15 protein-coding genes and 3 pseudogenes are annotated in these 26,836 nt (G+C 65.9%); 7 read left to right on the plus strand and 11 right to left on the minus strand.

Annotation, left to right across the window (positions count from 1 at the left end; translation table 11 throughout):
* Positions 1-3: 3 nt before the first annotated feature.
* Together LHJ74_RS07120 and LHJ74_RS07125 are read right to left on the minus strand one after the other, a co-directional pair.
* Positions 4-1,017 (minus strand): helix-turn-helix transcriptional regulator, encoded by a 1,014-nt coding sequence (locus LHJ74_RS07120; protein WP_260216694.1) that lies wholly within the window; start codon positions 1,015-1,017, stop codon positions 4-6.
* Between the two features lie 249 nt (positions 1,018-1,266).
* Positions 1,267-1,707, minus strand: coding sequence for a pyridoxamine 5'-phosphate oxidase family protein (locus LHJ74_RS07125; RefSeq protein WP_260216695.1), 441 nt, complete (start codon positions 1,705-1,707; stop codon positions 1,267-1,269).
* A 204-nt stretch (positions 1,708-1,911) separates the two neighbouring features.
* On the opposite strand from LHJ74_RS07125, the gene clpB reads away from it, so the two are divergent.
* Both clpB and LHJ74_RS07135 read left to right on the plus strand, forming a co-directional pair.
* A complete protein-coding gene (gene clpB / locus LHJ74_RS07130) occupies positions 1,912-4,557 on the plus strand; it encodes an ATP-dependent chaperone ClpB (protein WP_260217360.1) in 2,646 nt (881 codons plus the stop codon).
* Between the two features lie 342 nt (positions 4,558-4,899).
* Positions 4,900-5,472 (plus strand): YbjN domain-containing protein, encoded by a 573-nt coding sequence (locus LHJ74_RS07135; RefSeq protein WP_260216696.1) that lies wholly within the window; start codon positions 4,900-4,902, stop codon positions 5,470-5,472.
* Between the two features lie 84 nt (positions 5,473-5,556).
* Here LHJ74_RS07135 and LHJ74_RS07140 read toward each other — a convergent pair.
* Positions 5,557-6,009: pseudogene (locus LHJ74_RS07140) on the minus strand (aminotransferase class I/II-fold pyridoxal phosphate-dependent enzyme); the annotation flags it as partial.
* Between the two features lie 23 nt (positions 6,010-6,032).
* On the opposite strand from LHJ74_RS07140, the gene LHJ74_RS07145 reads away from it, so the two are divergent.
* Positions 6,033-7,475 (plus strand): recombinase family protein, encoded by a 1,443-nt coding sequence (locus tag LHJ74_RS07145; protein WP_260216697.1) that lies wholly within the window; start codon positions 6,033-6,035, stop codon positions 7,473-7,475.
* Positions 7,476-7,928: 453 nt separating this feature from the next.
* Here LHJ74_RS07145 and LHJ74_RS07150 read toward each other — a convergent pair.
* From LHJ74_RS07150 to LHJ74_RS07160, 3 genes and pseudogenes are all read right to left on the minus strand, one after another.
* A pseudogene (locus LHJ74_RS07150) lies at positions 7,929-8,450 on the minus strand (glutamate--tRNA ligase family protein); the annotation flags it as partial.
* A 309-nt stretch (positions 8,451-8,759) separates the two neighbouring features.
* Entirely contained in the window at positions 8,760-10,577 is a 1,818-nt protein-coding gene (locus LHJ74_RS07155; RefSeq protein WP_260216698.1) for an ATP-dependent nuclease, read from the minus strand.
* A 17-nt stretch (positions 10,578-10,594) separates the two neighbouring features.
* Positions 10,595-12,685, minus strand: a complete 2,091-nt coding sequence (locus LHJ74_RS07160; protein ID WP_260216699.1) for a 3'-5' exonuclease — start codon at positions 12,683-12,685, stop codon at positions 10,595-10,597.
* Positions 12,686-12,800: 115 nt separating this feature from the next.
* On the opposite strand from LHJ74_RS07160, the gene LHJ74_RS07165 reads away from it, so the two are divergent.
* The 4 genes from LHJ74_RS07165 (at position 12,801) to LHJ74_RS07180 (ending at position 21,214) form a co-directional block, all read left to right on the plus strand.
* Positions 12,801-15,248, plus strand: a complete 2,448-nt coding sequence (locus LHJ74_RS07165) for a type I restriction-modification system subunit M (protein ID WP_260216700.1) — start codon at positions 12,801-12,803, stop codon at positions 15,246-15,248.
* The gene (locus LHJ74_RS07170; RefSeq protein ID WP_260216701.1) at positions 15,241-16,461 is read left to right on the plus strand and encodes a restriction endonuclease subunit S; all 1,221 of its coding nucleotides are present in this window, start codon (positions 15,241-15,243) and stop codon (positions 16,459-16,461) included. Before LHJ74_RS07165 ends, LHJ74_RS07170 begins: the two co-directional genes overlap by 8 nt.
* Positions 16,462-17,176: 715 nt before the next feature.
* Positions 17,177-20,434 carry a type I restriction endonuclease subunit R gene (locus LHJ74_RS07175; protein ID WP_260216702.1) on the plus strand — a complete coding sequence of 1,086 codons (3,258 nt, stop codon included), beginning with the start codon at positions 17,177-17,179 and terminating at the stop codon, positions 20,432-20,434.
* Between the two features lie 48 nt (positions 20,435-20,482).
* Entirely contained in the window at positions 20,483-21,214 is a 732-nt protein-coding gene (locus LHJ74_RS07180) for a M48 family metallopeptidase (protein WP_260216703.1), read from the plus strand.
* Between the two features lie 374 nt (positions 21,215-21,588).
* Here LHJ74_RS07180 and LHJ74_RS07185 read toward each other — a convergent pair whose 3' ends face one another.
* From LHJ74_RS07185 to LHJ74_RS07205, 5 genes and pseudogenes are all read right to left on the minus strand, one after another.
* Complete coding sequence (locus LHJ74_RS07185) at positions 21,589-22,755, minus strand: pyridoxal phosphate-dependent aminotransferase (RefSeq protein WP_260216704.1); 1,167 nt, start codon at positions 22,753-22,755, stop codon at positions 21,589-21,591.
* A 13-nt stretch (positions 22,756-22,768) separates the two neighbouring features.
* On the minus strand, positions 22,769-24,082 hold the full coding sequence (locus LHJ74_RS07190; RefSeq protein WP_260216705.1) for a restriction endonuclease subunit S: 1,314 nt from the start codon (positions 24,080-24,082) through the stop codon (positions 22,769-22,771).
* Positions 24,082-25,335, minus strand: coding sequence for an N-6 DNA methylase (locus LHJ74_RS07195; RefSeq protein ID WP_260216706.1), 1,254 nt, complete (start codon positions 25,333-25,335; stop codon positions 24,082-24,084). Before LHJ74_RS07195 ends, LHJ74_RS07190 begins: the two co-directional genes overlap by 1 nt.
* Positions 25,336-25,583: 248 nt before the next feature.
* On the minus strand, positions 25,584-25,775 hold the full coding sequence (locus LHJ74_RS07200) for a hypothetical protein (RefSeq protein WP_260216707.1): 192 nt from the start codon (positions 25,773-25,775) through the stop codon (positions 25,584-25,586).
* Between the two features lie 247 nt (positions 25,776-26,022).
* Positions 26,023-26,802 (minus strand): annotated as a pseudogene (locus LHJ74_RS07205) (aminotransferase class I/II-fold pyridoxal phosphate-dependent enzyme); the annotation flags it as partial.
* Positions 26,803-26,836 lie beyond the last annotated feature (34 nt).

Below are 26,836 nucleotides of genomic sequence, written 5' to 3' on the forward strand. Positions count from 1 at the left end.
GGGTCAGATCCAGCCGTGTTCCCGGGCCAGCAGGGCAGCTTGGGCGCGACTGGCGGCGCCCAGCCCCCGCATCAGGTCGGCGACGTGTCTTCGGTAGGTGCGTACGGAGATGCCCAGATCGCGCGCTCCGGCCTCGTCCTTGCCCGCCGACACCATGGAGCGGAGCACCCGTTGCTCCATCTCGGAGAGCGCCGAATCCCCGGTGGCGGGGTGCACGGGCACGTCACCGGTGGCGGCCGGCAGATCACCGGCCTGGTCCCAGATCTTCTCGAAGAGCGCGATGATGTTGGCGACCAGGCCGCTCTCGTACGCCAGCAGCGCGCCACGGGAGGGCTGTTCGGGATCGACGGGCACCAGGGCGGTGCGGCGGTCGTAGACCAGGAGGCGTTCCGAGACGTCGTCGGCCACTCTGATCATGGCGCCCTGGGCGGCGAGTTCGCGCAGGTAGCCGGCTGTCGGAGCGTGCTTGAGCGCCTTGCTCAGCACGACGCTGCGGATGCGGATACCGCGCCGCAGGCAGCGCATGTCGAGCGGGCGGGCATGCTCGATGTTCTCCGGGGAAAGCTCCGTGTAGGGCTCGACGGAGAGGATCTCGTCCCGGGCGAAGAACGCGAGGTCGTCGATGCGGCTCCGGATCTGCGCCAGGTCGCCGAGTTGCTCGATCCCCTGCGGCGGCGGCACCCGTGCGCCCGTCTCCGCGCGTAGAGCATCTATGACGTGGCGTGACTGCGTGACGCGCAGCAGCTCCTCGTGCAGTTCGTGCATGCGCCGGTCCATCAGCCGGGAGACGGCGATCTCGGGACTTATCGGGAGGACGCCGCCCGGCTTGTCGTCCGGCGCGCCGTCCCGCGTGGGCTGCCGCAGCAGCCCGAAGTCGTACAGACGTCTCAGCGCCCGCTGGGCGGACGCGCGGTCGGTGTGCAGCCTGAGGTGGATGTCTTCTACCGGCGTATCGGGATTGCGCAAGAAATGACGGTACATTTCTTCCTCCTCCGGAGAGACTCCGAAGACAGACATCGCATTGGCACCCAAGCTGTCCCCCCGCTGCATGGATGTGGAGCCAGTGTGCGGCCGGTCCGGCAGGTCTGAGCCATGGCAGCGCGTGTGGTGCACGGCTCTCCACTCTGCGCAGCGTAAAGCCTGGGGGCTCTCTGCGGGAGCTTCGGGGCGTAACTGTGTGGGTGGCGTGCGTGAACCATGGATGAAAAACGCTGCAGGCTCGCGTTCCGCGACCGCACTGCCACTCATTGCTGTCACCGGTAGCTGTTACCGGGGGTAGCTGCCTCTGCCCCTGGACGGCGCCGGTGCCGGGCGGCCCATCGCGCGGTCGACGGTGATCTCGATGAGCACCCGTTCCGGATTGGGCCGGGGGCTCCGGCCGTAGCGCTCGGCGTAGTGCAGCTCGGCGTCGGTGATCAGCTCCGGGTCCGTACGGATGGCCGCGCGCCCCTCCAGCGTGGCCCACCGCCGCCCGTCCACCTGGCAGAGCGCGACCCGTGCGGCGGGTTTCCCGGCAGGCGCCGCCGCGATGTTGCGCACCTTGCGGCTGCTCCGGCTGGCCACCACCCGGGCCACTCCGGCAGCCGGATCGTAGGTCACGCTCACGGGTACCACGTGCGGCGTGCCGTCCGGGCGGAACGTGGTGAGAGTGGAGTAGTGGCGCTCGCGCCAGAAGGCGCGGAAGTCGGGGTCCTCGGTGATCGTCACGGAGCGAATCTACGGGAACCAATCCGGTGGCCGTGAAGTTCACCGGGAAGAGGTTGAGTGGAATAGACTCAACTTAGTGCAGGTTGCTATGGGCAACGCTCGCTGAGGCCCTGGCCGGCCAGCGCGACTTCAGCGATCTGTGCGGCCAGGGTGAACAGACGAACGCCGTGAGTGACCGACGCGGAAGAGGAGGAGCGTACGACTGTGGACGCCGAGCTGACCAACAAGAGCAGGGACGCCATCAGTGCGGCCAACAAGCGTGCCGTGAGCGGCGGGCACCCCGACATCACCCCCGCGCATCTGCTGCTCGCCCTGCTGGAGGGCGAGGACAACGAGAACGTCCAGGATCTGATCGCCGCACTCGACGCCGACCAGGCCGCGCTCCGCTCCGGCGCCGAGCGCCAGCTCGCCGCGCTGCCCAGCATGCAGGGCTCCACCGTCGGGCGCCCGGAGCCGGACCGCGCAGTGCTGGGCGTGATCTCCGACGCCGCCCAGCGCGCCAAGGAGCTGGGCGACGACTTCGTCTCCACCGAGCACCTGCTCATCGGCGTCGCCGCCAAGGGCGGTGCCACCGCCGAGCTGATGCAGGAGCAGGGGGTCACCGACAAGAAGCTGGTGCAGGCGTTCGAGAAGGCCCGTGGCGGCCAGCGCGTCACCACCCCGGACCCGGAGGGCACCTACAAGGCGCTGGAGAAGTTCGGCACCGACCTCACCGCCGCCGCGCGCGACGGCAAGCTCGACCCGGTCATCGGCCGCGACCAGGAGATCCGCCGCGTCGTCCAGGTGCTCTCGCGCCGTACGAAGAACAACCCGGTGCTCATCGGCGAGCCCGGCGTCGGCAAGACGGCCGTGGTGGAGGGCCTGGCACAGCGGGTGGTGAAGGGCGATGTGCCCGAGTCCCTGAAGAACAAGCGGATCGTCGCACTGGACCTGGGCGCCATGGTGGCCGGAGCGAAGTACCGGGGCGAGTTCGAGGAGCGGCTGAAGACCGTCCTGGCCGAGATCAAGTCCAGTGACGGCCGGATCATCACCTTCATCGACGAACTGCACACCGTGGTGGGCGCCGGTGCCGGAGGCGACTCCTCGATGGACGCCGGGAACATGCTCAAGCCCATGCTGGCCCGGGGTGAACTGCGGATGGTCGGCGCCACCACGCTCGACGAATACCGCGAGCGGATCGAGAAGGACCCGGCACTCGAGCGCCGCTTCCAGCAGGTGCTGGTGGCGGAGCCGACCGTCGAAGACTCCGTCGCGATCCTGCGCGGGCTCAAGGGGCGGTACGAAGCGCACCACAAGGTGCAGATCGCGGACAGCGCACTGGTCGCCGCCGCCACCCTCTCCGACCGCTACATCACCTCCCGCTTCCTCCCCGACAAGGCGATCGACCTGGTCGACGAGGCAGCCTCCCGGCTCCGGATGGAGATCGACTCCTCACCGGTGGAGATCGACGAACTCCAGCGCGCCGTTGACCGGCTGCGCATGGAGGAACTGGCGCTCGCCGGCGAGACCGACCCCGGTTCGCTACAGCGCCTGGAGCGGCTGCGGCGCGAGCTGGCGGACCGCGAGGAGGAGCTGCGCGGCCTCACCGCCCGCTGGGAGAAGGAGAAACAGGGCCTCAACCGGCTCGGCGAACTCAAGGAGAAGCTGGACGAGCTGCGCGGCCGTGCCGAGCGCTCCCAGCGCGACGGCGACTTCGAGCGTGCCTCCCAACTGCTCTACGGCGAGATCCCAGAGCTGGAGCGCGAGCTGGAGGAGGCCAGCGCCGCCGAGGAGGAAGCGGCCTCCACGGCAGCTCTCGCCTCGGCGGGCGGCCTGCCGGAAGCCGCCAAGCAGACGATGGTCAAGGAGGAGGTCGGCCCCGACGACATCGCCGACGTCGTCGCCTCCTGGACGGGCATCCCCGCCGGGCGGCTGCTGGAGGGCGAGACCCAGAAGCTGCTGCGCATGGAGGACGAACTGGGCAAGCGGCTGATCGGCCAGACAGAGGCCGTGCGCGCGGTGTCCGACGCGGTGCGCCGTACGCGAGCGGGGATCGCCGACCCCGACCGGCCCACCGGCTCGTTCCTCTTCCTCGGCCCGACCGGCGTCGGCAAGACCGAGCTGGCCAAGGCGCTGGCCGAATTCCTCTTCGACGACGAGCGGGCGATGGTCCGCGTCGACATGAGCGAGTACGGCGAGAAGCACTCGGTGGCCCGGCTCGTCGGCGCGCCCCCGGGCTATGTCGGTTACGAGGAGGGCGGCCAGCTGACCGAGGCGGTGCGGCGGCGCCCGTACACCGTCGTACTGCTGGACGAGGTGGAGAAGGCGCACCACGACGTCTTCGACGTGCTGCTCCAGGTCCTGGACGACGGGCGGCTCACCGACGGGCAGGGCCGCACGGTCGACTTCCGCAACACCATCCTGGTGCTCACCTCGAATCTGGGCAGCCAGCACCTGATCGATCCGCTGGAAAAGCCGGAGACGAAGAAGGCGAAGGTCATGGAGACGGTGCGGTCCGTCTTCCGGCCCGAGTTCCTGAACCGGCTGGACGACGTCGTCGTCTTCTCCGCACTCAGCGGCGAAGAACTGACCAGGATCGCGGGACTCCAGCTCAACAGCCTCCAGCGGCGACTCGCCGAGCGGCGCCTCACCCTCGACGTCACCCAGGAGGCCCTGACCTGGCTCGCCGAGGAGGGCAACGACCCGGCGTACGGTGCCCGGCCCCTGCGGCGGCTCGTACAGACGGCAATCGGTGACCAGCTGGCCAGAGAGATCCTGTCGGGCCGGATCCGCGACGGCCAGACGGTCCGCGTCGACCGGGTCGACGGCTGGGACGGCCTGACGGTATCGCCGGAGCCCCTCCCGGAGTGACCCGCCCCGCGCCACCTGTGCTCCGCACCGGGGGCGTCCGTCCACGCGCGCTGCGTGCCGGGCGGCCCCCGGGCCTGCGCGCGCTGGCGACGGGCGGGTTCCGCGGCGGCGGGTGCGCCTGCCGGGCTCTGTCCGGCATGTGCGGGCGCCGTGCGCGGCCACCCGATCGTGGCCCGGCGGTGCCTGACCGGGCGGAGCCGGTCTGTCGGCCGTGCGCCGTCGCCAGGCGGCAGCGCACCGGAGGGATTTTCCGACCATCTGGCCGGTCGTCCGGAGACACGGTTGCCAGGACCGGGCCGTCATGAGGGAGGATGGCCAGATCCGTATGAAGGGAAATCCACGGTGACCATCGACCCGTCCTCGATTCCGAATTTCGGGGGCCAGCAGTCCGACCCGCAGGAGACTGGTCCTTCCGGCCCCGTCGTCCCCGACCAGGATCTGGTTAAGCAGCTTCTCGATCAGATGGAGCTGAAGTATGTCGTCGATGACGAGGGTGACCTCGCCGCGCCGTGGGAGGAATTCCGGACGTACTTCATGTTCCGGGGTGAGGGAGACCAGCAGGTCTTCTCGGTCCGTACCTTCTACGACCGGCCGCACTCGATCGATGACAAGGTCTCGCTCCTTGAATCGATCGATGACTGGAACCGCCGCACGCTGTGGCCGAAGGTTTACAGCCACACGCACGACGACGGCACGGTCCGGCTGATCGGCGAGGCCCAGATGATGATCGGCACCGGTGTCGCGCTGGAGCACTTCGTCTCCAGCACGGTCAGCTGGGTGCGCGCGTCCATTGAGTTCGACAAGTGGCTGGTGGATCAGCTCGGCCTGGAGAAGGCCGTGGACGGTGACTCCGACGCGAAGCCGGACGAGCCCGACGCGGACGGCCCCGACTCCGGCCCCGCCACCGAGAAGTAGGGCCTCCTGCTCTGACGCACCCTGACGCGCCCGGCCCACCCGGCCCACCCGGCCCACCCGGGCCGGGCGCGTCGGGGGCGCGGGTCAGACCCCCGAAGCGCCTCTCCGCAGGCTGGACAGCCTCTCGACGGCCTCGTTCAGCATGGCCTCGCGCTTGCAGAAGGCGAAGCGGACCAGGCTGCGGCCCGCCTCCGGGTCGTCGTAGAAGACCGAGTTGGGTACGGCGACCACGCCGCAGCGTTCCGGCAGGGCGAGGCAGAAGGCGAGCCCGTCGCGTTCGCCGAGCGGGCGGATGTCGGCCGTGACGAAGTACGTACCGGCGGGGCGGTAGACCGTGAAGCCCGCGTCCGTCAGACCCGCCGTCAGCAAATCCCGCTTGGCGCGCAGGTCGTCACGGAGTCCGGTGAAGTAGGCGTCCGGCAGGGCGAGCGCCTCGGCCACGGCGTACTGGAACGGCCCGGCCGACACATAGGTCAGATACTGCTTCGCCGAGCGCACCGCCCCCACCAGCTCCGGCGACCCCGTCACCCAGGCCACCCCTTGTTCGTACACTCATTTGCGTGTCGCGCAACAAGCCCACCAGGGGCCTCCCCTGTACCGCCGGTGAGCCGGCCGCCATCTACTGCCGGATATCCCAGGCGGACGACGACGACCAGACCGGTGTCGACCGTCAGGAACGCATCTGCCGAGAGATCGCCGAACGGCGTGGCCTCATCATCGATCCCGCCCACGTCTTCGTGGACAACAGCCGCTCCGCATGGAGTCGCAAGCGGAAACGGCCGGGGTGGGACCGCCTGCTGGGGGACGCCCGGAACCGTGGCTTCCGGCACATCATCGCCTACCACCCCGACCGGCTCATGCGGCAGCCCCGGGACCTGGAGGAGCTGCTCCAGGTCTCCGACGACCACGCGATCACCCTCCACGGCGAGGCGAATCGGCGGGACCTCTCCGACCCCGACGACCGCTTCATCCTCCGCATCGAGGTCGCGCACGCCTGCCGCTCTTCGGACGACACCTCACGGCGATTGAAGTCCGCGATGCAGGACCGCGCGCGGGAGGGCAAGCCGCAGGGCGGCGTAAGGCGGTTCGGTTACGCCAAGGACGGCATGACGATCGTCGAGGAGGAGGCCGAGATCGTCCGGGAGGTGTTCGACCGCTACCTGAAGGGGGAGGGCCCGGCACCGATCGCCAAGGACCTGCACGACCGGGGCATCTGTACGGCCGGTGGCAAGGCATGGACCGGCGGCACCGTCCGCGCGCTGCTCGACTCACGGCACGTCGCCGGAATCCGCATGCACCAGGGCGAGGAGATCGGCCCCGGCCCGTGGCCCGCGATCATCGACGCGGGCGTGTGGGCGGAGGCGCGGACGCGGCGCGAGTACCGGTCGGCGGTGCACCGGGAGGCGCTCACCAAGCCCGCGCAGCGCTACTACCTGCTGCGGGGGCTGGTGATGTGCGGGCGGTGCGGAACGCTGATGTCCGGCACCGCCAAGGGCACCGGGCCGGTCTACCAGTGCACCCGCCGAGGGCGGAACGACGACAAGAAGTGCACCCGGTCGGTCATGGCCGGGACGCTGGAGGACTTCGTCGTGGACGCCGCGGTCGAGCTGCTCGGCAAGCTGCGGGTGGACGGCCGACTCGCCAGCACCAACCTCTCCGAGAGCGTGACCGAGGAGCTGGAGGACGACCAGCGGCAACTCGACGACCTGAACCAGATGTGGACCGCGAAGGAGATCTCCACGGCGGAGTACCGCAAGATGCGCAAAGAGATCACCGATCGCATCGCCAAGGCCCAACGCAGGGTGGTCGTCCGGCCGATGGTGCTTCTCGACGGCCTCACGGGCTCGGGCGCGCGGGCAGCTTGGGACGCCGAGGACATGACGGACGAGCGGCGCAACGCGGTGCTGCGCTTCCTCTTCTCCGGCATCGTCATCGACGAGCCGAAGAAGCTCGGCCGGTACATGGACTGGAACCGGATCAACATCGAGCAGAACCCGATGTAGCGGGTCGGGGCTGCTGGAATCCGACCTGCCAGCCGAGGCGATGCGCGGCGCAACATAGCCGACGATCGCCGGTTACCCAAACCGGCGATCCTCCGGACCATTGACGCTCCCAGCCCACCTGTCGGCCCTCGCCATACGCAGGCGGGGCCGCCGACCGGAAGCAGCCCGAGGACGTCCATGCTCCAATGCCAGACCGAACCCGCCGTCATCCAGCCCGCCATCGCCCCCGAGGGAGCCCGCGCCCCTCGCAGTAGGGCGGACTCGGCGAGGGACGCCGCTTCTCCAGCGCGTGTGCGCGGGGTTCACGACGACGATCAGCCCACAGAGCGCTGCCCGACTCGCGGCCCTGTTCTCCACCACGACCTATGCCCAGGCAGCCTGACCGGAGCCGGCGGAGCCGTCTCGTCACCCGTCCCGCCGGCAGGACCGAGGACGACCGGCACATGGCCGACCCAGGTCATCGACCACGTTCGCGATCAGGAAGACGGGGGAGCCGTCACCGCGGGCGATCACGAAGTCCTCGATCGCGCTGTTCGGGAATGCCGGCTCCCCACGGATCAGGTCGATCACGACGGTCTCGCCCTCATCCGGTGTCTGGAACCGCAGCGCCCGCCCCTCCTCGAAGGTCAGCCCCCGGTCACGGCAGAATCCGTCGTACCCGAGGTGCTCCGACCCGGTGCGCTCCTTCAGCTGCTCCCGGGTGCAGTCGCAGTAGTACGCCTTGCCCGCCGCGTACAGCTGCTGGGCGGCCTCGCTGTGCCGGGCCGCGTTGTGCGACTGAAAGTACGGCCCCTCGAAGGCGGTGTCCTCGCCATGAATACCGATCGCCGTGAGCGCGCTGATGATGCCGTCGATCCACTCCGGCTTGTTTCGGGCCGCGTCGGTGTCCTCGATCCGCAGGACGAACGTGCCGTCGGACTGTCGTGCCACGGCCCAGTTGTAGAGAGCGGACCGTGCGCCATCGACATGGAACATGCCGGTCGGGGACGGGGCGAAACGTACGCGAACCGGGGCAGTAGACATGCCTTAAGGGTACCGACGCCGGACACCTGTCCCGGCCAATTCGCCAACCCCAGCGCCAACGTTTTCTAACCGTCCGTCCTCAGCCTTTTGCTCGTACGTCGCTTTCCACCGCTCCCGGTGCCGCTGGTCATTTCTTCCCAGGTCGTTGCCCGCGCCACGCGTCAGGAGCGAGCCCCGTCGTTGCAGAGCCCGATGGTGATGGATGGCGCCATCTTGAAGGCGACAGTCTCGTGCAGAAAGCAGGGCACTGGAACTGGATTATTAGACGCCTCGCGGCCACGCGGGTACAGGGCAGCCGCACACGGGGCGCGGGAAGGCCGCAACCTCGCATGGCAAATTCACTGTCAGCGGGGGCAGGGTCGGTGAGATCAGAGCGTCGTGAAAGTCCGGCAGCTGCCGGTAGGGAGCGATTTCCCGACCCACAAAGAGGTCTGTGAGCACGCCGAGCAGGTTGTTGACACGCGTGGGCAACAGAGATGACGGGTCGGCGTAGGCGTAACCGAGAGACGCGCCGATGTTCGTTGCCTTCCAGGGGTTGTCTTTCTCTTCCGGGATGCCGAGCCAGCGCTCGATTGTGCCGGTGAGACGAACCGCGCCGACAAAGGATGACTCGGGATCATTGGAGGACGCTGCCAGCGCCGTGAGCGCGGCCCCGTCCTGGCACATCCTCTTCTTGCTGTCGTTCTGGCTGGTAGCCATGACAGCGTCCTCGTCCCAGAGGACGACGTGCGGAATGCGGAACAGGGACAGAGTGCTCGCCGCGCGATGCAGCTCGAACTTGCCAAATGCGCTCAAAACTCCGACATTGGGGCCGAGTTGGGCCAAGAGGCCCCGCCGGGCTAGCCATTCGAAGAACAACACGTCGCTGGGACCTTCGACGACGATCACCCGATCGGCGAAGAATGCGGCGGCCCGGTGCGCGTCCAGGTCATAGAGAACCCGGTTCTGCTCTTCGTCGGCCGCGGTCAGGCGAGCCGTCTTGAAACAAGAGCGAGACCCCATGGCGTAGGCCGAGCGCGTATGGATGTCCGCGAGGACCTTGCTCACCAGTGCAGGAGAGGGCGACGCCACCTCGATCCCGTTGAGCGAACGGTGGACGCGGGTGATCGTCTCAGGAGAAGTCTCAGCTGCCGCGAGCACGGCCGCGTTGTGGGTGGTGATTGTCACTACCGTGTTGCCTGCGGTGACGAGCTGGTGCAGGTCGTGTGCGAGCCGCGTCACCTGGGAGGGGTGGAGAAACGCCTCGGGCTCCTCGAACAGGATCCAACGGAACGCCCCCTCCTTAGCCTTGGCGCGTAGCCGTGCCGCCGCTTGGATCAGGGCGGCGATCATGGCCCGCTGAACACCAGATCCCTGGGTTTCCAGCGGGCGGTGAGTACCCTCTTGGTGGAGTCGCAGTTCGATGAGGTGACGCATGATCAGGTCATTGGACAGCTCGCCTACGTCAACCTTCGCAGACAGGCCCCAAGGCGTCAGCGCGTCGTCCAGATCGCTTTCGAGATCGGTAATGGGGCCTTCCTGTAAGGCGTTGCTCAGGGTCCCGAGGGCGGCTCTGGCGGTCATGAGCATGGTCTCGATGTGCCGCTCGGAGAAGGCGAGGAGCAGGACATCCCGCAACGGCGAGGGACCAGAAAGCGACGTGTGATCGGCCATGTTGCTGATCGCCGGGATGTGGACGCACTGGCCGAGCTTGGCCGCACTGGCCCAGCCGGTCGGCTGCGGTTCACCGCCATCCTGGGGAATCAGGTAGTAGGACCCGGCAAGATGATCGTTACTTCTAGTAAACCAGCGCCGTATCCGGAGGAGATCGCCGTCGACGAGGTCGAGGCCGATCTGCTTGGCCTCGGCGGCGTCAACGCGGTAATCGATCTCCACCCAGGATTCCCCGCCAGGTTCAGCGTGCCAGGGAATGTCTCGGGCTTCGTCCCAGTCCAGTGCGCCGTAGAACAGAAGGACGGCATCCATCAGGGTCGACTTTCCCGCGTTGTTAGGACCAATCAGCGCGCCGAACGGTCGCAGGTGCAGTTCGACATCGAGGGCACCGCGAATGTTCTGGACAGCCACGCGTAGGGGGCGCATGGAGAGGCTCCTCGAGGTCAGCGGGGGAGGAACGGGCTGGGAGCCCCGGAATACGACACGTACAGCCGGTCACGGGCGCGAGTGCACGCGACATAAAGCACGCACCGCTCCCTCTGCACACTCTCCCGGTGGGCAGCTCTATCGACTTCCAGTGCAACGATCGCCCTGTCGTGCGGAACCAGCTTGTCCTGAACACCGACGACCGCGACGCACTGGAACTCCAGCCCCTTCATGTTGTGCATCGTGCCGACCTGAACCCGGCCACCGGATGGGCCCGGCGGCTCGGGCTCGATGCCCGCGGAGCGAAGAGCTTCCGCCACGCCGTCCGACTTGGCATTGACACGGGCCGCAACGGCGATCGCACCCGGCTCGACGCCGTCAGCCAGCCAGGCCCGGACTTGCGAGACCACGGCGGTGCGCTCCTCGGACCACTCGGTGAACCGCCTGACGATCGGCCGGCGGCCGTGCATCGGCGACTCGTAGCCTTCCCGGCTGTCGGGCCAGCCGTCGAGGTCTTCCTCGGATACGAGTCCCAGCACCCTGACAGCCCATGTGAGGATTTCCTGGGTAGTGCGGTAGCTGACAGTGAGCCGCTGTGTTCGGCCGACGATGTTGATGCCGGTGTTCTTCAGCGGTACCCGGTGCTGCCAGATCCGTTGATGCGGGTCCGCCACGAGGAACAGATCGTCCTCCGCCGGACGGACGGCCGCCCGGAGCAGCCGCCACTGCGCGGGATGTAGATCCTGGGCTTCGTCAACGACGACGTGCTGGTAGACCGCGGGTCCGTCCTTCTGTTGCAGGATTCGTGCCGCCTCGTCGGCTACTTGCAGGAACGACCAACGTCCGAGGGCCCTCAGCTGAGCCCGCAACGCCTCGATGGCGGCCCAGACGGACGACCGCTCCGAGCGGGGCAGACCACGGCCTCGACCGGCACGTGCTGCCACCAGATACTCCTCCAGCGTGGTGATGTCCTGGGCGAGCAGCACCTGCTCCCATTCATCGACCAGGAACTCCCCGGCATAGTCCTGGTGCGCGGTGTCGGCCAGGCTGACCAGTTCGCGCGACGTGAGCACCACAGGGAGACTTCCGTGCCGCTCGCTGACAGCCCGGGAGGCAAGCTGGTCAGTGGCAATCACCTCGATCCGGTCGCGGTCCCTAGGGTTCTCGACGAGTTGGTCCAGCTGGCGAGCCAACTCGGCGGTGAGCGGCCGGCTGTAGGTGGTGAGCAGGATCGGCGCGCCGCTGTCGTAGGACCTGGCGAGATGCGCAGCCCGGTGCAGGGCAGTCACCGTCTTACCAGTGCCAGCACCGCCGGTGATCATCACCGAGCCGAGATAGGGCTCGTGGTAGGCGATCCGGCGCTGCATCGGATGGAGAAAGATCCTCCACAGTGCAAATGGGGGGCGCAGCAGTTTCTCAAGCTCTTCGGGGCCACTGATGAGCGCGACTTGATCGGGGGTCCGCCCGATAGCTGCGGACAGATCGTCCGGCTCTACCCGGTCAGGCTTGGCGGCGTTGACGAGATGCTTGCTGACCTCTCCCCAAGTTTCCTCGATCGTCATCCCCGAGGCCAGCGCAACCAGGACGTCGTACTGGAGTGACGGCAGCATGTGTTGGAGGGCGTCCAAGTGCGCTTCTCGGGTCAGCAATCGAACGACCGGCAGCACCTGGTCATCGATGCCAAGTGCGCGGAAGTCCGAATCCTTGACATGGTCGAAGAGCCTGGCTGGTGTAGTTTCGGCGGCCAGCCGCAGTGTGCCGGTCATGTTCTGTAGCTGTGTCTCGTCGCGCATCTCCAGGACGCCAAGGACCTGGTTGACGGTGAACAGCCTCGTCGTCGCCCAAGCGATTGCGTCGTCGTGCGGCAAGACGCGCAGCAGGCAGTAGAGGTCTCCCGCCGCCGGCGCCAGAACGACGCCGCGATAGAACTGATTGATGCGGATTGTCCTGATTCGAGGGTCCTCGGACCGGTTCAGCTTTTCCAGGTGCACTCCCGCGTGGGTGGCCTGAGCGAACTTGCCGAGCGCCGCCTGTACAGCCTTCTGTACCGGTTTCTCCAGCTTGGCGTACTCGGAGAGGAACTCCTTGGCGATCGCCAGCTGTGGCACGGGCACTCCTCCGACGGGGTGGGCAACCCTCATGGTAAGTCGTTGATGATCTGAGCTGAGCAGTATTGTGAGACGTTCCCTGACCCACCTAGACTGACGACTGGGGGCTCCGCCTGTGGCGAAGCTGACGTTGCCGCAGCTGGAAGAGCATCTGTTCGGCGCGGCCGACATCCTGCGCGGCAAGATGGATGCCTCGGAGTTCAAGGAATACATCTTCGGGATGTTGTTCCTCAAGCGCTGCTCCGACCAGTTCGACACGATTCAGGCCCGCGTCAGCGACGAACAGATTGCGGCTGGCCGGACACCGGCGCAGGCCAAGGAGATCTCCGACAACCGGGCGTTCTACCGGGGCGGCGACTTCTTCGCGCCGACGGCGGCCCGGTGGGGACACCTGCTTGGCAAGTCGGCTGAGAACGGCGTCGCGGATCTGCTCAACAAGGCGTTGGCTGCGCTAGAGACCGCTAACGCCACGGCGCTAGAGGGCGTGGTTGGACACATCGACTTCAACCGCAAGGTCGGCAAGACGTCGCTTTCAGACCAGAAACTGCGGGCGCTTATCCGGCACTTCGACCACTATCGGCTGCGCAACGAGGATTTCGAGTTCCCCGATCTGCTGGGCGCCGCCTACGAGTACCTCATCGGCGAGTTCGCCGACTCGGCGGGTAAAAAGGGGGGGGAGTTTTACACCCCGCGCGGCGTCGTCCGGATGATGGCGCGCCTGGCCGATCCACACTCAGGCATGCGAGTGTACGACCCGTGCGCCGGCTCGGGCGGCATGCTGATCATGTCGAAGGAGTACGTCGCGGAGGCCGGCGAGGACGCTCAGGACCTGCGCCTGTACGGCCAGGAAGCCAACGGCGGCACCTGGGCCATCTCCAAGATGAACATGATCCTGCACGGCATTGTCAACGCCGACTTGGAGAACGACGACACCCTCGCCAATCCGCTCCACCTCGAGCCGGATGGTTCGATGCTGACGCTCTTCGACCGGGTGCTCACGAATCCGCCATTCTCACAAAGCTATGTGAGCGCTGGGATGAAGCACACCGACCGGTTCGAATACGGCTGGACTCCGGAGACCGGCAAGAAGGCCGACTGGATGTTCGCCCAGCATGTGCTCTCGGTGCTTAGGCCCGACGGCATCGGCGCCACAGTCATGCCGCACGGCGTGCTGTTCCGTGGCGGTGAGGAACGAACGATCCGGAGGAAGGTCACCGAGGCCGACCGACTGGAGGCCGTCATCGGCCTCGCCTCAAATCTATTCTACGGCACTAGTATCCCGGCGTGCATCTTGATCCTGCGCGGCCCCGGCCCCCGCCCGACCTCGCACCAAGGCAAGGTCCTGTTCATCAATGCCGACCGCGAGTACCTGTCTGGCCGAGCCCAGAACTATCTCGAACCCGAACACGCCGAGAAGATCGTCGCCGCCTATCGGGCTTATCTGGCCGACCCGGCACACGAAATCCCTGGTTTCGCCCGCGTGGTGTCGCTCAAGGAAATCGAAGACAATCAGTTCAACCTCAACATTCGACGTTACGTCGACAACACCCCGCGACCGGAGCCCCAGGATGTCCGGGCCCACCTGCACGGCGGCGTTCCGAAATCCGAAGTCCGTCAGCACGAGGCCGCGTTCAAGGCGTACGGCGTGGACGTGTACTCCCTATTTGCCGAACGGGACGCCGATTACTGCGACTTCCCCGTCGAAGGCTGGCGGTCGGCCACAGACCGTATCCCGGAGCTTGCCGCGCCCGCCGAAGCGCTTGTACGGGACGCGTTTGATGAGTGGTGGACCCGGCACAGCAAGCGCCTGACCGAACTGCCCGACACCCACAAGGTCATGGCCACCCGTGCCGAGCTGCTGGAGTCGTTCGTCGCAGAACTCGAACCGCTCGGCGCACTCGACCGCTTCCAGCTCTCTGGCGTGGTCGCCTCCTGGTGGGGCAGCGTGCAGTACGACATCCGCACCCTTGCCTACCACCAGTTCAGCGGGGTCGTTCAAGGCTGGTTGACGACGATCCAGACCGCTTTTGCAGATGACGGCGCGGCGATACTGAACGCCCAACGTCAGGCAGCCGCCAAACGCAAGGCTCGGGAACACCCGCTGGTCCCATACGTCCTCGCTGACTACCTCAACGAGCTTGAGGAAGCCGAGAACCTACGGGCCGAACTCGACGCCAAGGTTAAGGCTGTCACAACGACCTCCGATGACGATGCCGACGAGGTCGAGGAAGTCGACCCCGTCGCGTTGAAGCGCTTGCGTGCCCAGTTCGCCGCCGCGAAGTCTAAGGTCCGCAAACTGGAAGCCACCTTCATTGACCAACTCGGCTCGGGTGTACGCGAGATCCACAATGCCGAGACCGAACCTGACCTCGTTATGCGCATCCTCAAGGCCGATCTTGGCCGCCGCCTCGACACCCGCCTCGCCGCCGGCCGCAGAGCCCTGATCGACCGGTACGGCACCTGGGCCGCCAAGTATGTGGTCCCCCTCCCCGAACTGGAAGCCCGGCGCGCGGCTGCGGCCACCCGAGTCGACGAGATGCTGCAGGAGCTCGGATATGTCTGATCCAGTTCCTTTGGGATGGAAGCAGTATTACGTCAGTGACCTAATTGCTTATCACGCCTCGGGTCCAAGTCCGACCTGCGAGGAGAGGCAGATTCGTGAGCAAGAATGGGGGCTGCTAAAGACCACAGCGATCACATGGGCGGGATGGGATGCTGCTGCACACAAGACCCTGCCTCGGAACTACTGGAACCAGCCTGCGCTCGAAGTAAACAATGATGACGTGCTGGTCACAAAGGCAGGGCCTCGTCACCGGGTAGGCGTGGTAGTTCATGTTAATGACCACCCCCAACCCCGCCTAATCGTTTCTGGAAAGATGGTTCTGCTCCGTCCTCGAACTCAGCTCGTATTGCCGAGGATTCTGGCCTCCGCACTATCTTTGGAATCTCCTCAAAACTTCCTAGATGAACGAACATCTGGGATGGCTGAGTCTCAGGTGAACTTCACGAATGCGGCCCTTCTTCGGACTCTCTTGACTCTTCCTCCGATCGTGGAGCAGCGACGGATCGTGGAGATCCTTGATGCGGTAGACGAGCAGATCAGGTCGTTCGGAAAGGTGCTTGCGAAGGCTGAAGCGCGTGAGCGCGGTCTCATTGAAGCTGCACTTTCGAAAGTTGGCAGACCATCTGAACCGATTTCCATGTATCTGGCTGGCCGACCGAAAAACGGCTATTCGCCAGTTGAAACAGACCATTGGACGGGGGTAAGGGCGCTTGGTTTGGGCTGCTTGACTCGGCAGGGATTTAAGCCAGTTCAACTCAAGGATGTACCGAAGCATGACGGCCGTAACCTTCTGGCGATGCTGTCCGACGGCGATCTTTTGGTAAGTAGAGCGAACACTCGCGATCTTGTGGGCCTAGTCGGTATCTACCGCGATGTCGGAACTCCCTGCATCTATCCCGATCTCATGATGAGGCTGACCACTAACGGAAGATGTGTTCCAGAATTCCTTGAGTTGGTCCTGAGGAGCTCTCGAGTGCGTCGCCAGATCCAAGCGCATGCCCAGGGAACTTCCGAGAGCATGGTCAAGATCAGCAGCGCCACCGTGCTCGGATTGCAGGTCCAGATCCCGGAGATTGCGGTCCAGCACGACGTTCTGTCCATGGTCTCGGCGTGCAGGAGCGACGCCGACCGGGTAGGTAATGAGCTTCGGAAGTTGCAGAACCTTCGTCTCGGATTGGTAGAGGATCTTCTGACGGGGCGGGTTCGGTTCTAACTTTCAGATGAGTAGGAGAGGCCAGAGGACTTTGCCTAAGGGCTGTCCCGTGATCCCTGGCGGGCGCGCGGCGTCAGCTACGGCACCTCGCCGCGTTGTCGGAACGCCCGGACACGCCCGGTATGAGGACGCCCCTCCGCCTTGCGAAGCACCGCATCTGACGCCGCGCGCTGATCCACCAGGGATTACGGGACAGCCCTTAGACCAGTGGGCTAGGAACAGGCGCCAGCTTCTTTGGCGTAGGCCGCGACAATGGTGAGACTTCGACGGTGTCGAGGGCGGGGCGAGCACTGGGGAGGTCTCCCAGCACTTCAGAGGTAAGGCGTCGCGGTGGATGGCGCGGCAGAGTTGGATCGTGTGGCCAGAGGTAGCGGCCACGGCATCGGTGACGGTATCGCCGATCACGACCATCGAGTCGTGTACCAGATCGCGGTGTTAGCCCCAGCTGATGAGGACGTGGCGGGCCTTGTTGCGGGCGAGGTCCACTGAAGAGGGCTCTGGCAGGAGAGTCGGTCGGATTTCGGGGAGCCCGCAGCAAGGAACATCGGATCGTTGTCCAGCGGCATGCACGACAATGCCTGCGTGAAGCGGCGAACTCGGATGTTAGCTCCGGAGCTGCATGGCTGGTCGGGAATCTTCGTAGCGTGTTGCGGTCTCTGCAGGCGATGATTGAGGCTGTTGCCGATCGCATGCTGATGTGAAACGAGGAACGTTAGTGTCCGGGCCCGAGTACGTACAGGTTGAGGCTCCGTTGCTCCGGCAGTTGATGCTGATGGGGTGGGAACATCTGCCAGGCCAGGCGGAGGGCGCGTTCAAACCGGAGGACCCGACGGAGTCCGGGCGCGACTCGTTCGCCGAGGTGCTGATGGAGTCGCGGCTGCGTAAGGCGCTGCTTGACATCAACCCAGGGCCGAATGGAGACCCTTGGCTGGATGACGCGCGGATCAGCCAAGTGATGGGCGAGCTGACCCGCATCACGGCCAAAGGTCTGCTGGAGGCCAACGAGCTGACGACCGAGCTGTTGATCAAGGGCGTCACCGTGCCGGGCCTGCCGGGGTGGGACGGAGGCCGAGACCAGCGTGTCCACTTCATCGACTGGAAGCACTGGCAGCGCAACGAATTCGTGGTCGTATCCCAGTTCCGGGTCGACGTGCCAGGCATGAGCGGGCTGAAGCACATCGCGCCCGACGAGGTGCTGTTGGTCAACGGCATCCCCCTGGTCGTCGTGGAGTGCAAGAAACCCAGCAAGGGTGACGCAATCGCCGCGGCTGTGACGCAGCTGAGGCGGTACGCCGGCCAGGGTCGCGGCCGAATCCCCACCGGAAATCCGAAGCTCTTCCACACCGTCCAGCTGACCGTGGCGACCTGTGGGGAGCGGGCACGTCTGGGCACGTTCACGTCCGACACCGAGCACTACGTGCCGTGGCGTGACCCGTACCCGCTGATCGACGAAACCATCGCGGCTGCGCTTGAGTGCGACGAGCGATCGGTCACTGAACAGAACCGGCTCACCGCGGTTGTGCTGCACCCTGAGCGGATGTTGCGGATCATCCACGACTACGTCACGTTCATGACGCTGGACAACGGCATTCGGATCAAGGCCGCGCCGCGTTACCAGCAGTACCGCGCGGTCGAGAAGACGTTGGAGCGCCTGCTGACGGGCGATACGCGCGAGGAGGACGGTGCCCAGGACCGGCGGGGCGGGATCATCTGGCATACCCAGGGCTCCGGCAAGAGCCTCACTATGACGTTCCTCGTCCGCCGCATGCGGTCGATCCCGGAACTGTCCGCGGTCAAGGTCGTGCTGGTCACCGACCGGACACAGCTACAGAAACAGTTGTCGGAAACGCTCCGGCTTACTGGTGAAGAAGTCGAGGAGGCCAAGCGGGTCAAGCAGGCCAAGCGGCTGCTGGCGGCCCACGGCCCGGGCATCGTCGCCGTGATGATCCAGAAGCAGCAGGATGTGACGGCACGGTCCACCGATGGCGAGCTGGGCGAGGCCGTCCCCTCGCTCGGGGAGCTCAACGACGGCACCGCGATCGTGGTCCTCATTGACGAGGCGCACCGGTCGCACGGCTCCACCCTGCACATGAACCTGCTGGAGGCGCTGCCCAACTGCGCCAGGATCGGCTTCACCGGAACCCCGATCATCATGGGCAAGCAGAAGAGGACATCCCAGATCTTCGGCAGCATCATCGACACATACCGGCTGGCCGACGCCGAGGCCGACGGCGCGGTCGTGCGGATCTTCTATGAGGGCAACACCGTCAAGGGCGCGGTCAGGGACGGACGTGACCTCGACGAGGTCTTCGAGGACTTGTTCGCTGACCAGAGCGAGGAGGATCGCGAAGCCCTGCAGCGCCGGTACGCCACCAAGGGCGATGTAATCGAATCGGAAGAGCTGATCGCGGCCAAGGCCAGGCACCTGCTCAGGCACTACGTCACGACCGTAATCCCCGGCGGGTTCAAGGCCCAGCTGGTGGCGAACAGCCGGGAGGCGACACTGCGATACCGGGAGGCTCTGCTCGCTGCGAGGGAGGAACTGGTCCGCCAGGCCGAAGAAGTCCCGGCGCGGTTGCTCGACACTCCGCAGGACCAGCTGACGGCCCGGCAGATCGCACAGGTCAACGCACATCGGAATCTCGATCTGCTCAATGCTATGGATTTCGTACCCGTCATCTCTCCGGGCACCGACGACGACGAGGAGCGCTTTATTGAATGGACCGCGCAGAAGCCACAGGAACGCAGGGTCGACGACTTCACGAAGCCCTTCCCGGCGGAAATCGGCCCGGAGGACCACCCGGTCGCATTCCTGATCGTCAAGTCAATGCTGCTGACCGGCTTCGACGCGCCGATCGAGCAGGTGCTCTACATCGACCGCTCACTCAAGCAGGCCGAGCTGTTGCAGGCGGTGGCCCGCGTCAACCGGCCGACAAAGGACAAGAAGTGTGGCTATATTGTTGACTACTTCGGGGTCGCTAACCATCTGACCGAAGCGCTCAAAGCGTACGCCGCCGACGATGTCGATGGAGTACTTGTCGACCTCCACGAGGAAGTCGCCAAGTTGGGTCCAATGCGTCGTCGGCTCCAAGCGATCTTCAGCGACCATGGTGTGACCCCCTCTGGGGCAACCCTGGAGGACTGTGTGCTTCTGTTGAACGACGGAGCCCGGTTCGACAGGTTCGAGGCCGAGCTCAAGCGATTCCTCATCACCATTGACGTCATCCTGCCTGAGCCGACGGTGCGTCCCTTTCTGAAGGACGCCACCCTCTATGCGGAGATCGCAATGCGGGCCAAGCGCAGGTTCCGAGTCGACGGTGGTGACTTCGACCCCAGCGTGTACGGCGCGAAGGTCCGGCAACTGCTGGACGATCACCTGCTGTCACTCGGCATTGACCAGAAGCTACCGCCGGTGTCACTGACGGCGGACGACTTCGAGGAGAAGGTAGCGGCACTGCCTGGTGCGCGAACCCGTGCGTCGGAGATGGAGCATGCCGTACGGGACCACATCGAGATTAACCGCGGTAAGGATCCACGCTTTTACAAGCAACTCAGCCAGCGCCTCGAAGAGATTCTGCGCGACTACGCCGAGAACTGGGAACAGCAGGCCACGCTCCTCGCCGACCTCGTGGCCGAGTTGCGAGATGACCGCCCCGCCCCCGATGACCCGCTCAGCCCTGTCGAAAGGGCGCTCTACGGTGTCCTACTGGAGGAGACAGCCCGGGATGGAGTGGTCGATCCGGAGACCGACCAGTGGTTGTGCGACATAAGCACAGGCGTCTGCCGGATCGCCCAGCAGGTGACCCATCGGCGTGATTTCTGGCGGAGCCCGGTAGACCAGGAGGACTTCCGGCACCAGACGGTTCAGTGGCTGATCAATGGGGATGTGGTGGCGATCGACAAGGTCGACTCCCTGGCAGACCAGCTGCTGGAAGTGATCGGACACCGACGTACCGAGATTCCACGCCCGTGAGTACCGAGCCTGGTAGGACATGTCGGTGACGGGCGTCAGGATGTGGCTGTGAAAGGTTCAGCAGCCGTCGAAGTCCTGCGCGTCGACGACCTCGACGTACAAGTGAGGGTCAGCGAGCGACGGCGGGGGATCAGGCTGACGGTCGAGCGCGACTCGACCGTCAGCGTCACTGTCCCCCCGGGGACCGGGCAAACCGAACTGGTCAAGCTGGTCAGAAGCCGACGGCAATGGCTGTACACCAAGCTCGCCGAACGCGAGTCGCTGAGCGAGGGCAGACCTCCACGTGATTATGTCTCCGGAGAGGGCTTTCCCTATTTGGGGCGCAGCCACCGGCTAATGGTCGTCGAGACCGGACCGACCGATGTGCGGTTGCTGCGGGGTCGGCTGGAGATCCGACAGAATGTGCTCCACGATGCATCCACGGCCTTGATCACCTGGTACACGCGGCGTGGTACGAGCTGGTTGCCCAGTCGGCTCCAACCATGGGCCAAGCGACTGGACGTGACTTGCAGTGAACTCCGGGTCCGGCCCCTAGGCTATCGCTGGGGATCGTGCTCGATCCATGGCGATCTCAATATTCATTGGGCAACCATGCAGCTTCCGCCCGATTTGATCGACTACGTGCTCGTGCATGAGCTGGCCCATCTACGTGTGCCCGATCACAGCGAACGATTCTGGCGGACAGTTCAGCGGGCTATGCCTGACTGTGATGCTCGTCGCGACCGGTTGCGACGAATCGGACCCGATCTGTGGCTTCCGGAACCGAAGTTCGCCACCTAATGGCGGTATTTCCTCGGTATCCTGACACGAGCCTACTGGCGGCTGGACCGTACGGCGGTGGTCGTCGCCAGCGGGTGCACCGCAGTCGGCCCCCAACGACTCCACGCTGGCCACGATTTTGCGTGCCGTGACACTGGTGTCACGGCGAGGCCGCCTATTCACCGACAGAAGACAGATTGCCACCCATCGCCGCCGACCAAGTCGAGGTGGCGCTGGGATTCCTTTGGGAGCCCAACTGGGAGCCAATCTGCCTTCCCAGCCCTGCCGGGATCACCCGAGACCTTCTCACCTCTATGCCCTGACCAGCCAAAAAACAGCAGACCACCCAGTGTCGACCCCACCCGAACCTCATTCGGGACGAAGAGGCCGTGAGTTCACGACGTCAAGCGTTGTAGACGGCTCGTGGCCTCGCGGAGAACGTCGTCCTTCTTGCAGAAGGTGAAGCGAACCTGGCTGCGGCCGGCGTCGGGGTCGTCGTAGAAGACCGAGTTGGGGACGGCGACAACGCCGCAGCGACGGGGGAGGGCCCGGCAGAAGGCAGAGGCGTCCTTCTCGCCGAAGGGGGTGATGTCTGTGGTGATGAAGTACGTGCCCTGGGGCTGGTAGACCTCGAACCCGGCCGCGCGCAGCCCCTCGCCGAGCAGGTCGCGCTTGCGTTGCAGGTCCGCGCGGAAGCCGTCGAAGAACGAGTCCGGCAGCCGGAGGGCCTCGGCGATCGCGTACTGGAAGGGGCCCGAGCTGACGTAGGTCAGGTACTGCTTGGCAGTCCGGACCGCTGAGACGAGCGGACCGTTTGCCGTGACCCAGCCAACCTTCCATCCGGTGAAGGAGAAGGTCTTGCCGGCGGATGAGATGGAGACGGTGCGCTCGCGCATGCCGGGAAGGGTCGCGATGGGGTGGTGTGTGCCCTCGTAGACAAGGTGCTCATACACCTCGTCGGTGACAACGAGCAAGTCGTGCTCTATGGCGAGTGCGGCGATGGCGTCCTGCTCTTCGGCGGAGAGGACCATCCCGGTCGGGTTGTGCGGGGTGTTGAGGAGCAGGAGGCGGGTCTGTGGAGTGATCTTGGCCTGTAGCTCGTCCAGGTCCGGGCGGAACGACGGGGCGCGCAGGGTGAGCGGAATGCGTTTCGCGCCGGCCATGGCGATGCAGGCGGTGTATGAGTCGTAGAAGGGTTCGAAGGCGATGACCTCGTCACCCGGCTCCAGGAGCGCCAGCATGGCGGCGGCGATGGCCTCGGTGGCGCCCGCGGTGACCAGGACCTCGGTGTCGGGGTCGAAGGCGAGGTCGTAGAAGCGCTGCTGGTGTTCGGCGATCGCGGCGCGCAGTTCCGGGACGCCAGGTCCTGGCGGGTACTGGTTGCCCTTGCCCTCCCGCAGGGCGCGGACGGCTGCCTCGCGGATCTCCTCGGGGCCGTCGGTGTCGGGGAAGCCCTGGCCCAGGTTGATCGCTCCCGTCGCGGAGGCCAGCGCCGACATCTCCGCGAAGATGGTCGTCCCGAGTCCGCCCAGCCTGCGGTTCAGCAGCGGCCTGGTGCTCACGTCTCCACCGTCCTCACTCGTGTGCTCGTCGATACTCTGGGGGCCATCCTGACTCATGGCCGGTCCTGCTCACTCTGGGCGCGGGGATCTCGGCAGGGTGAGGAGCCGCAGTTCTCTGCTCTGCCGACTTCGTGGTCGGCTCCCGGAGGATGCCAGCCTTTGCCGAGATGTCGCGCAGGAACGAGTTCTGCAGGTCGTGCAGTGTCGCGATCTTGGAGACCAAGAGCTGCGCCGCCTCGTGCAGGGGCTCCGCCGCCCTGTGGAATTCGGCGCGCGAGAACCGGTCCGGCCAGGTGATCTTCAGGCGTCTCAGGGCAAGGGCTGAGATCTCCCGGCTGTTCTGGCCTTGTGCCAACTCAGCGATGTCTCCGCTTCGGCTTCTGAGCTCGTGGAGAAGCCACCAACGGTCTTCGTCCTCGGCGGGTCGAATGGCAACGACGCTTCTGAGTGGTGTCGCCGGTCGGCTCAGCACGGCGGTGTGTGTGCCGTCGGAGCGAGTGCTCAACATGATGGTGCCGGGCGGATGCAACTCGCCCGCCCCGGCCGGGCCGCTCAGACGGAACCTCGGGACGTGAGGGACGGGGAGGTCGTACAAATCTTTGGGAGCAATCACATCGGCGGAGGGTTCCAGGAGCGGCGAAGGGAGTGAGCGCTCGGAGCCTTTGCCTGTCTTCGGCTTGGCGACCTTCCCGAGCGAGCGCGTTTCCCATGGCCCATGCGAAGAGGCCCAGTCGTCGTGAAGTGCGTCTGCCAGTTCTACAGACTTGCGGGCTGTCTCCCGGTAGAGGGAGATCATCTCCTCGATGAGGCTGAAAGCCCGGTGGTAGGCGCTGATGACATCCGGCGGGGGCAGTGGGAACAGCATCTGACGGAGGGTGTCAAGGCTGACGGTCGGCTCGACGTGTGCCGTGACGTCCTCTTCGATCCGGGCCTTCGCCGTGGGCGTCTGCAGCCAGATGTGCAGCCATCGCACGATAAGCGGTTCTGCCCGGATGATGCCGATGGGCCGAGTCGCTGTGTATCCCGCGTGTTCGGGGGTGACCAACGCGGACTCGCCCACACGTCGTACGAGTACGACGGCCAGATCGCCCTCCCTGAGGGTTGCCCGGGAGGGCGGAGATTCGCCTGTCCGGCACTCGTTGGCCGGGATCGCGAGGATCCTGCCGTCCCGGACGAATGTTGAACCGACGACTCCGGGAGTCTTGTCGGCGGACTTGTCGTCGAGGAAGCCGCTGGTAGTGCGGATCTTTTGGTCTCCCTCAATCTCGATGGAGGTTGTCCGCCAAGCCGCCGTGCTGGACTCCAACCGGTCGGCCTCGCCTTCCATCAGATCTCCTCCAAGGCGTCCAGCAAGCGGAGTTCCAGGGCGCGCATCTGGTCGAACTGCTCGGTCAGTTCGAGCTTGAGCTGATCGATCCGGCTCCGCGTGTCCCGTTCGGGACCGGGCGGCTCCACGGCGTACGAAGTCGGCATCAGGCTGTACCCGCGGCTGGCGATTTCCTTCACGGAGCAGTTCCGGGACCATCCGTCGGTGTCGCTGTACGGCGTTGCCGTCGCACCGTTCCCGGGGAGACCACGCCAGGCTGCGAGCGTGCTCAGGATCAGAGCCGTGTTCTTGTCGCCCAGTCTCCGCGCTCTCGACTGTGGAACCTGTTCGAAGGCCCGACGCGCGTTGATGAAGAGGACCTGCCCGCGACGGTCCAGGGCGCCCCATCCGGGCCGTGCGCTCTTGGCCTTGTTGATCACCCACAGGCAGGCGGAGGACTGGGAGTGCCCGTACACGCGGCGCGGCAGGGCGATCACGCACTCAACGAGATCGCCTCGCAACAGTCGTTCGCGAAGCCGTCTTGGCATGGCCTGTCGGCTTCCGGCCACACGGTCGGCCATCAGGAAGACGGCGCGGCCGGCTGGAGCCAGTGCGTGAGCGATGTGCTGGATCCACGCGAAGTCGGCGGAGCTCCGGGGCGGGGCATCCTCCGGCCACCGGGGATCGAGAGGGACGGATGGGCCCGGCTGGCCAGCGTGCTGCTCCGTCCCTCCTTCCTGCGTCCAGTCCCGCTGGTTGAGTGAAGGGTTGGCCAGGACGATGTCGTAAGTCTCGGGTTCGGGCTGCGTCAGGCTGTCCCCGGGTGGAAGGACGTCGGCCTTGATCCCCCGCACCCAGAGGTTCATGCGGGCCACCTGCGATGTGGGGGCATGCAGTTCCCTTCCCCGCAGAGACATGGTCGGGTTCAGTCCGACGCGCTCGTGGACGTAGCGGTGGCTCTCCACCAGGAGCCCGCCCGAACCGCAGGCCGGGTCAAGCACCCTGTGCCCGTCGTGGGGGACGACCGCGCCGACCATCAGACGCGCCATGTCCTCGGGTGTGAAGTAGTTGCTGCTGTCGGCCTGGGCCCACGAGAGGTCCCGCAGGCACTGGTCGAGCAACGGCCCGACTAGCTGGGTGGATCCGATGGCCTGAATGAGCGCGTGCAGGGGTCCTTCGGAGCCAGAGGGCGGAACGGGTACGAGGCTCACTGCGCCCGCTTCGGCGGCCGGATCCTCGATCGCGGGGAGGTGATGGACCAGGCACTTGGTCACCGCAGCGTGGATTCCCGGGCTTCGCCCCGCCGATTGACTCAGCAGCCACGACCACGTCGGTACACCTTGGTCGGAGGTGACGCGCGGAGCTCGGCTCAGGTACAGCAGGCCGATAAGAAGCCGAGTCGCGTCGGTGGTGTTCATCACCCGCGAGAGCTGCGCGAGGTGTTGGCGCACTTTCACGAGCATCTCGTCGGGCAAGGAGGGGTGCGGGGCCTGTACGCGTCCTCGTAGGGCCTCCCTGCCACTCACGAGCCCACCACGCCCAACGCATTCATGACGACGATGAGGAGTGTCAGGGCGCCGACGAAGGTGAACGCTCCAGTCTTGAGGGTGGCAGCGGGGCGCCCTCCCTCGACGGCGGTCACGAGGCTGCCGGCGAGCGCGACGACAAGCGCCGCGAGGACCGCGATGATCACGTACATCACTCTCAGCTGCACGTGGTTCCTTCCTGAGGTCGAGGGGGATCTCCAGGTGGCGAGTGAGTCGCGTGATCCCCGGCTTCAGGGACGACAGTAGAAGACGTAAGCCAAGCGGTGCTTGGTGCACACTGTTTGGGATTTTCTGAGCAACTCGCCCGCGCGTTGCGCCCTGTTAGCGAGTGCACGCTGTTTGGGGTTTCTGGCGGTGTGCTCGTGAAGGGGTGCGAGCGAGGTGCGTTCTGCAATCTGAATGGGTAGGTCAGCAAGCCTTGAGCCAGCCGACCTTCCATCCGGTGAACGAAAAAGTCTTCCCGCTGGACGAAATCGTCACGGTGCGGTCGCGCATGCCGGGGAGGGAGGCGAGTGGGAGGTGCTCGCCGTCGAAGGACAGGTGTTCGTAGACCTCGTCGGTCACCGCCAGCAGATCCCGGGTAGAGCAGAGTTCGGCGACGGCGGCCAGCTCGGCGCGGCTGAGCACTGTGCCGGTGGGGTTGTGCGGGGTGTTGAGCAGGATGAGCCTGGTGCGGTCGGTGACGGCGGCGCGCAGCTCGTCCAGGTCGAGGTGGTAGCGGCCGTCGGCGGCGGGCCGCAGGGTGACGGGCACCCGGGTGCCGCCCGCCATCGCGATGCTGGCGGCGTACGAGTCGTAGTACGGCTCCAGCGCGATCACCTCGTCGCCCGGCTCCACCAGGGCCAGCAGTGAGGCGGCGATGGCCTCGGTCGCCCCGGCGGTGACCAGCACCTCGCCGTCCGGATCGTAACCGAGGCCGAGGTGGCCGTAGAAGCGCTCCTGGTGCGCCGCCACCGCCTGACGCAGTTCGGGGATGCCCGGGCCGGGCGGGTACTGGTTGCCGCGCCCGTCCCGCAGGGCACGTACGGCGGCCTCGCGGACCTCCTCGGGGCCGTCGGTGTCCGGGAAGCCCTGGCCGAGATTGAGCGCGCCGGTGCGTACGGCGAGCGCTGACATCTCGGCGAAGATCGTCGTACCGAATTCCGCGAGCCGGCGGTTGAGCAGCGGTCGTTCCGTGGCGGTCATGACCGCCATCCTGGGCGAACGACCGGTCTTCCTCAACAGGCCG

Origin of the sequence: Streptomyces gossypii, from assembly GCF_025165795.1 — a bacterium.
Taxonomy (GTDB): domain Bacteria; phylum Actinomycetota; class Actinomycetes; order Streptomycetales; family Streptomycetaceae; genus Streptomyces; species Streptomyces gossypii.

Coding starts and splice junctions, on each gene's coding strand:
- LHJ74_RS07120 (WP_260216694.1), bottom strand. CDS start 1,017: ATGTCTGTCTTCGGAGTCTCTCCGGAGGAGGAAGAAATGTACCGTCAT.
- LHJ74_RS07155 (WP_260216698.1), bottom strand. CDS start 10,577: ATGCGCCCCCTACGCGTGGCTGTCCAGAACATTCGCGGTGCCCTCGAT.
- LHJ74_RS07170 (WP_260216701.1), top strand. CDS start 15,241: ATGTCTGATCCAGTTCCTTTGGGATGGAAGCAGTATTACGTCAGTGAC.
- LHJ74_RS07190 (WP_260216705.1), bottom strand. CDS start 24,082: ATGGAAGGCGAGGCCGACCGGTTGGAGTCCAGCACGGCGGCTTGGCGG.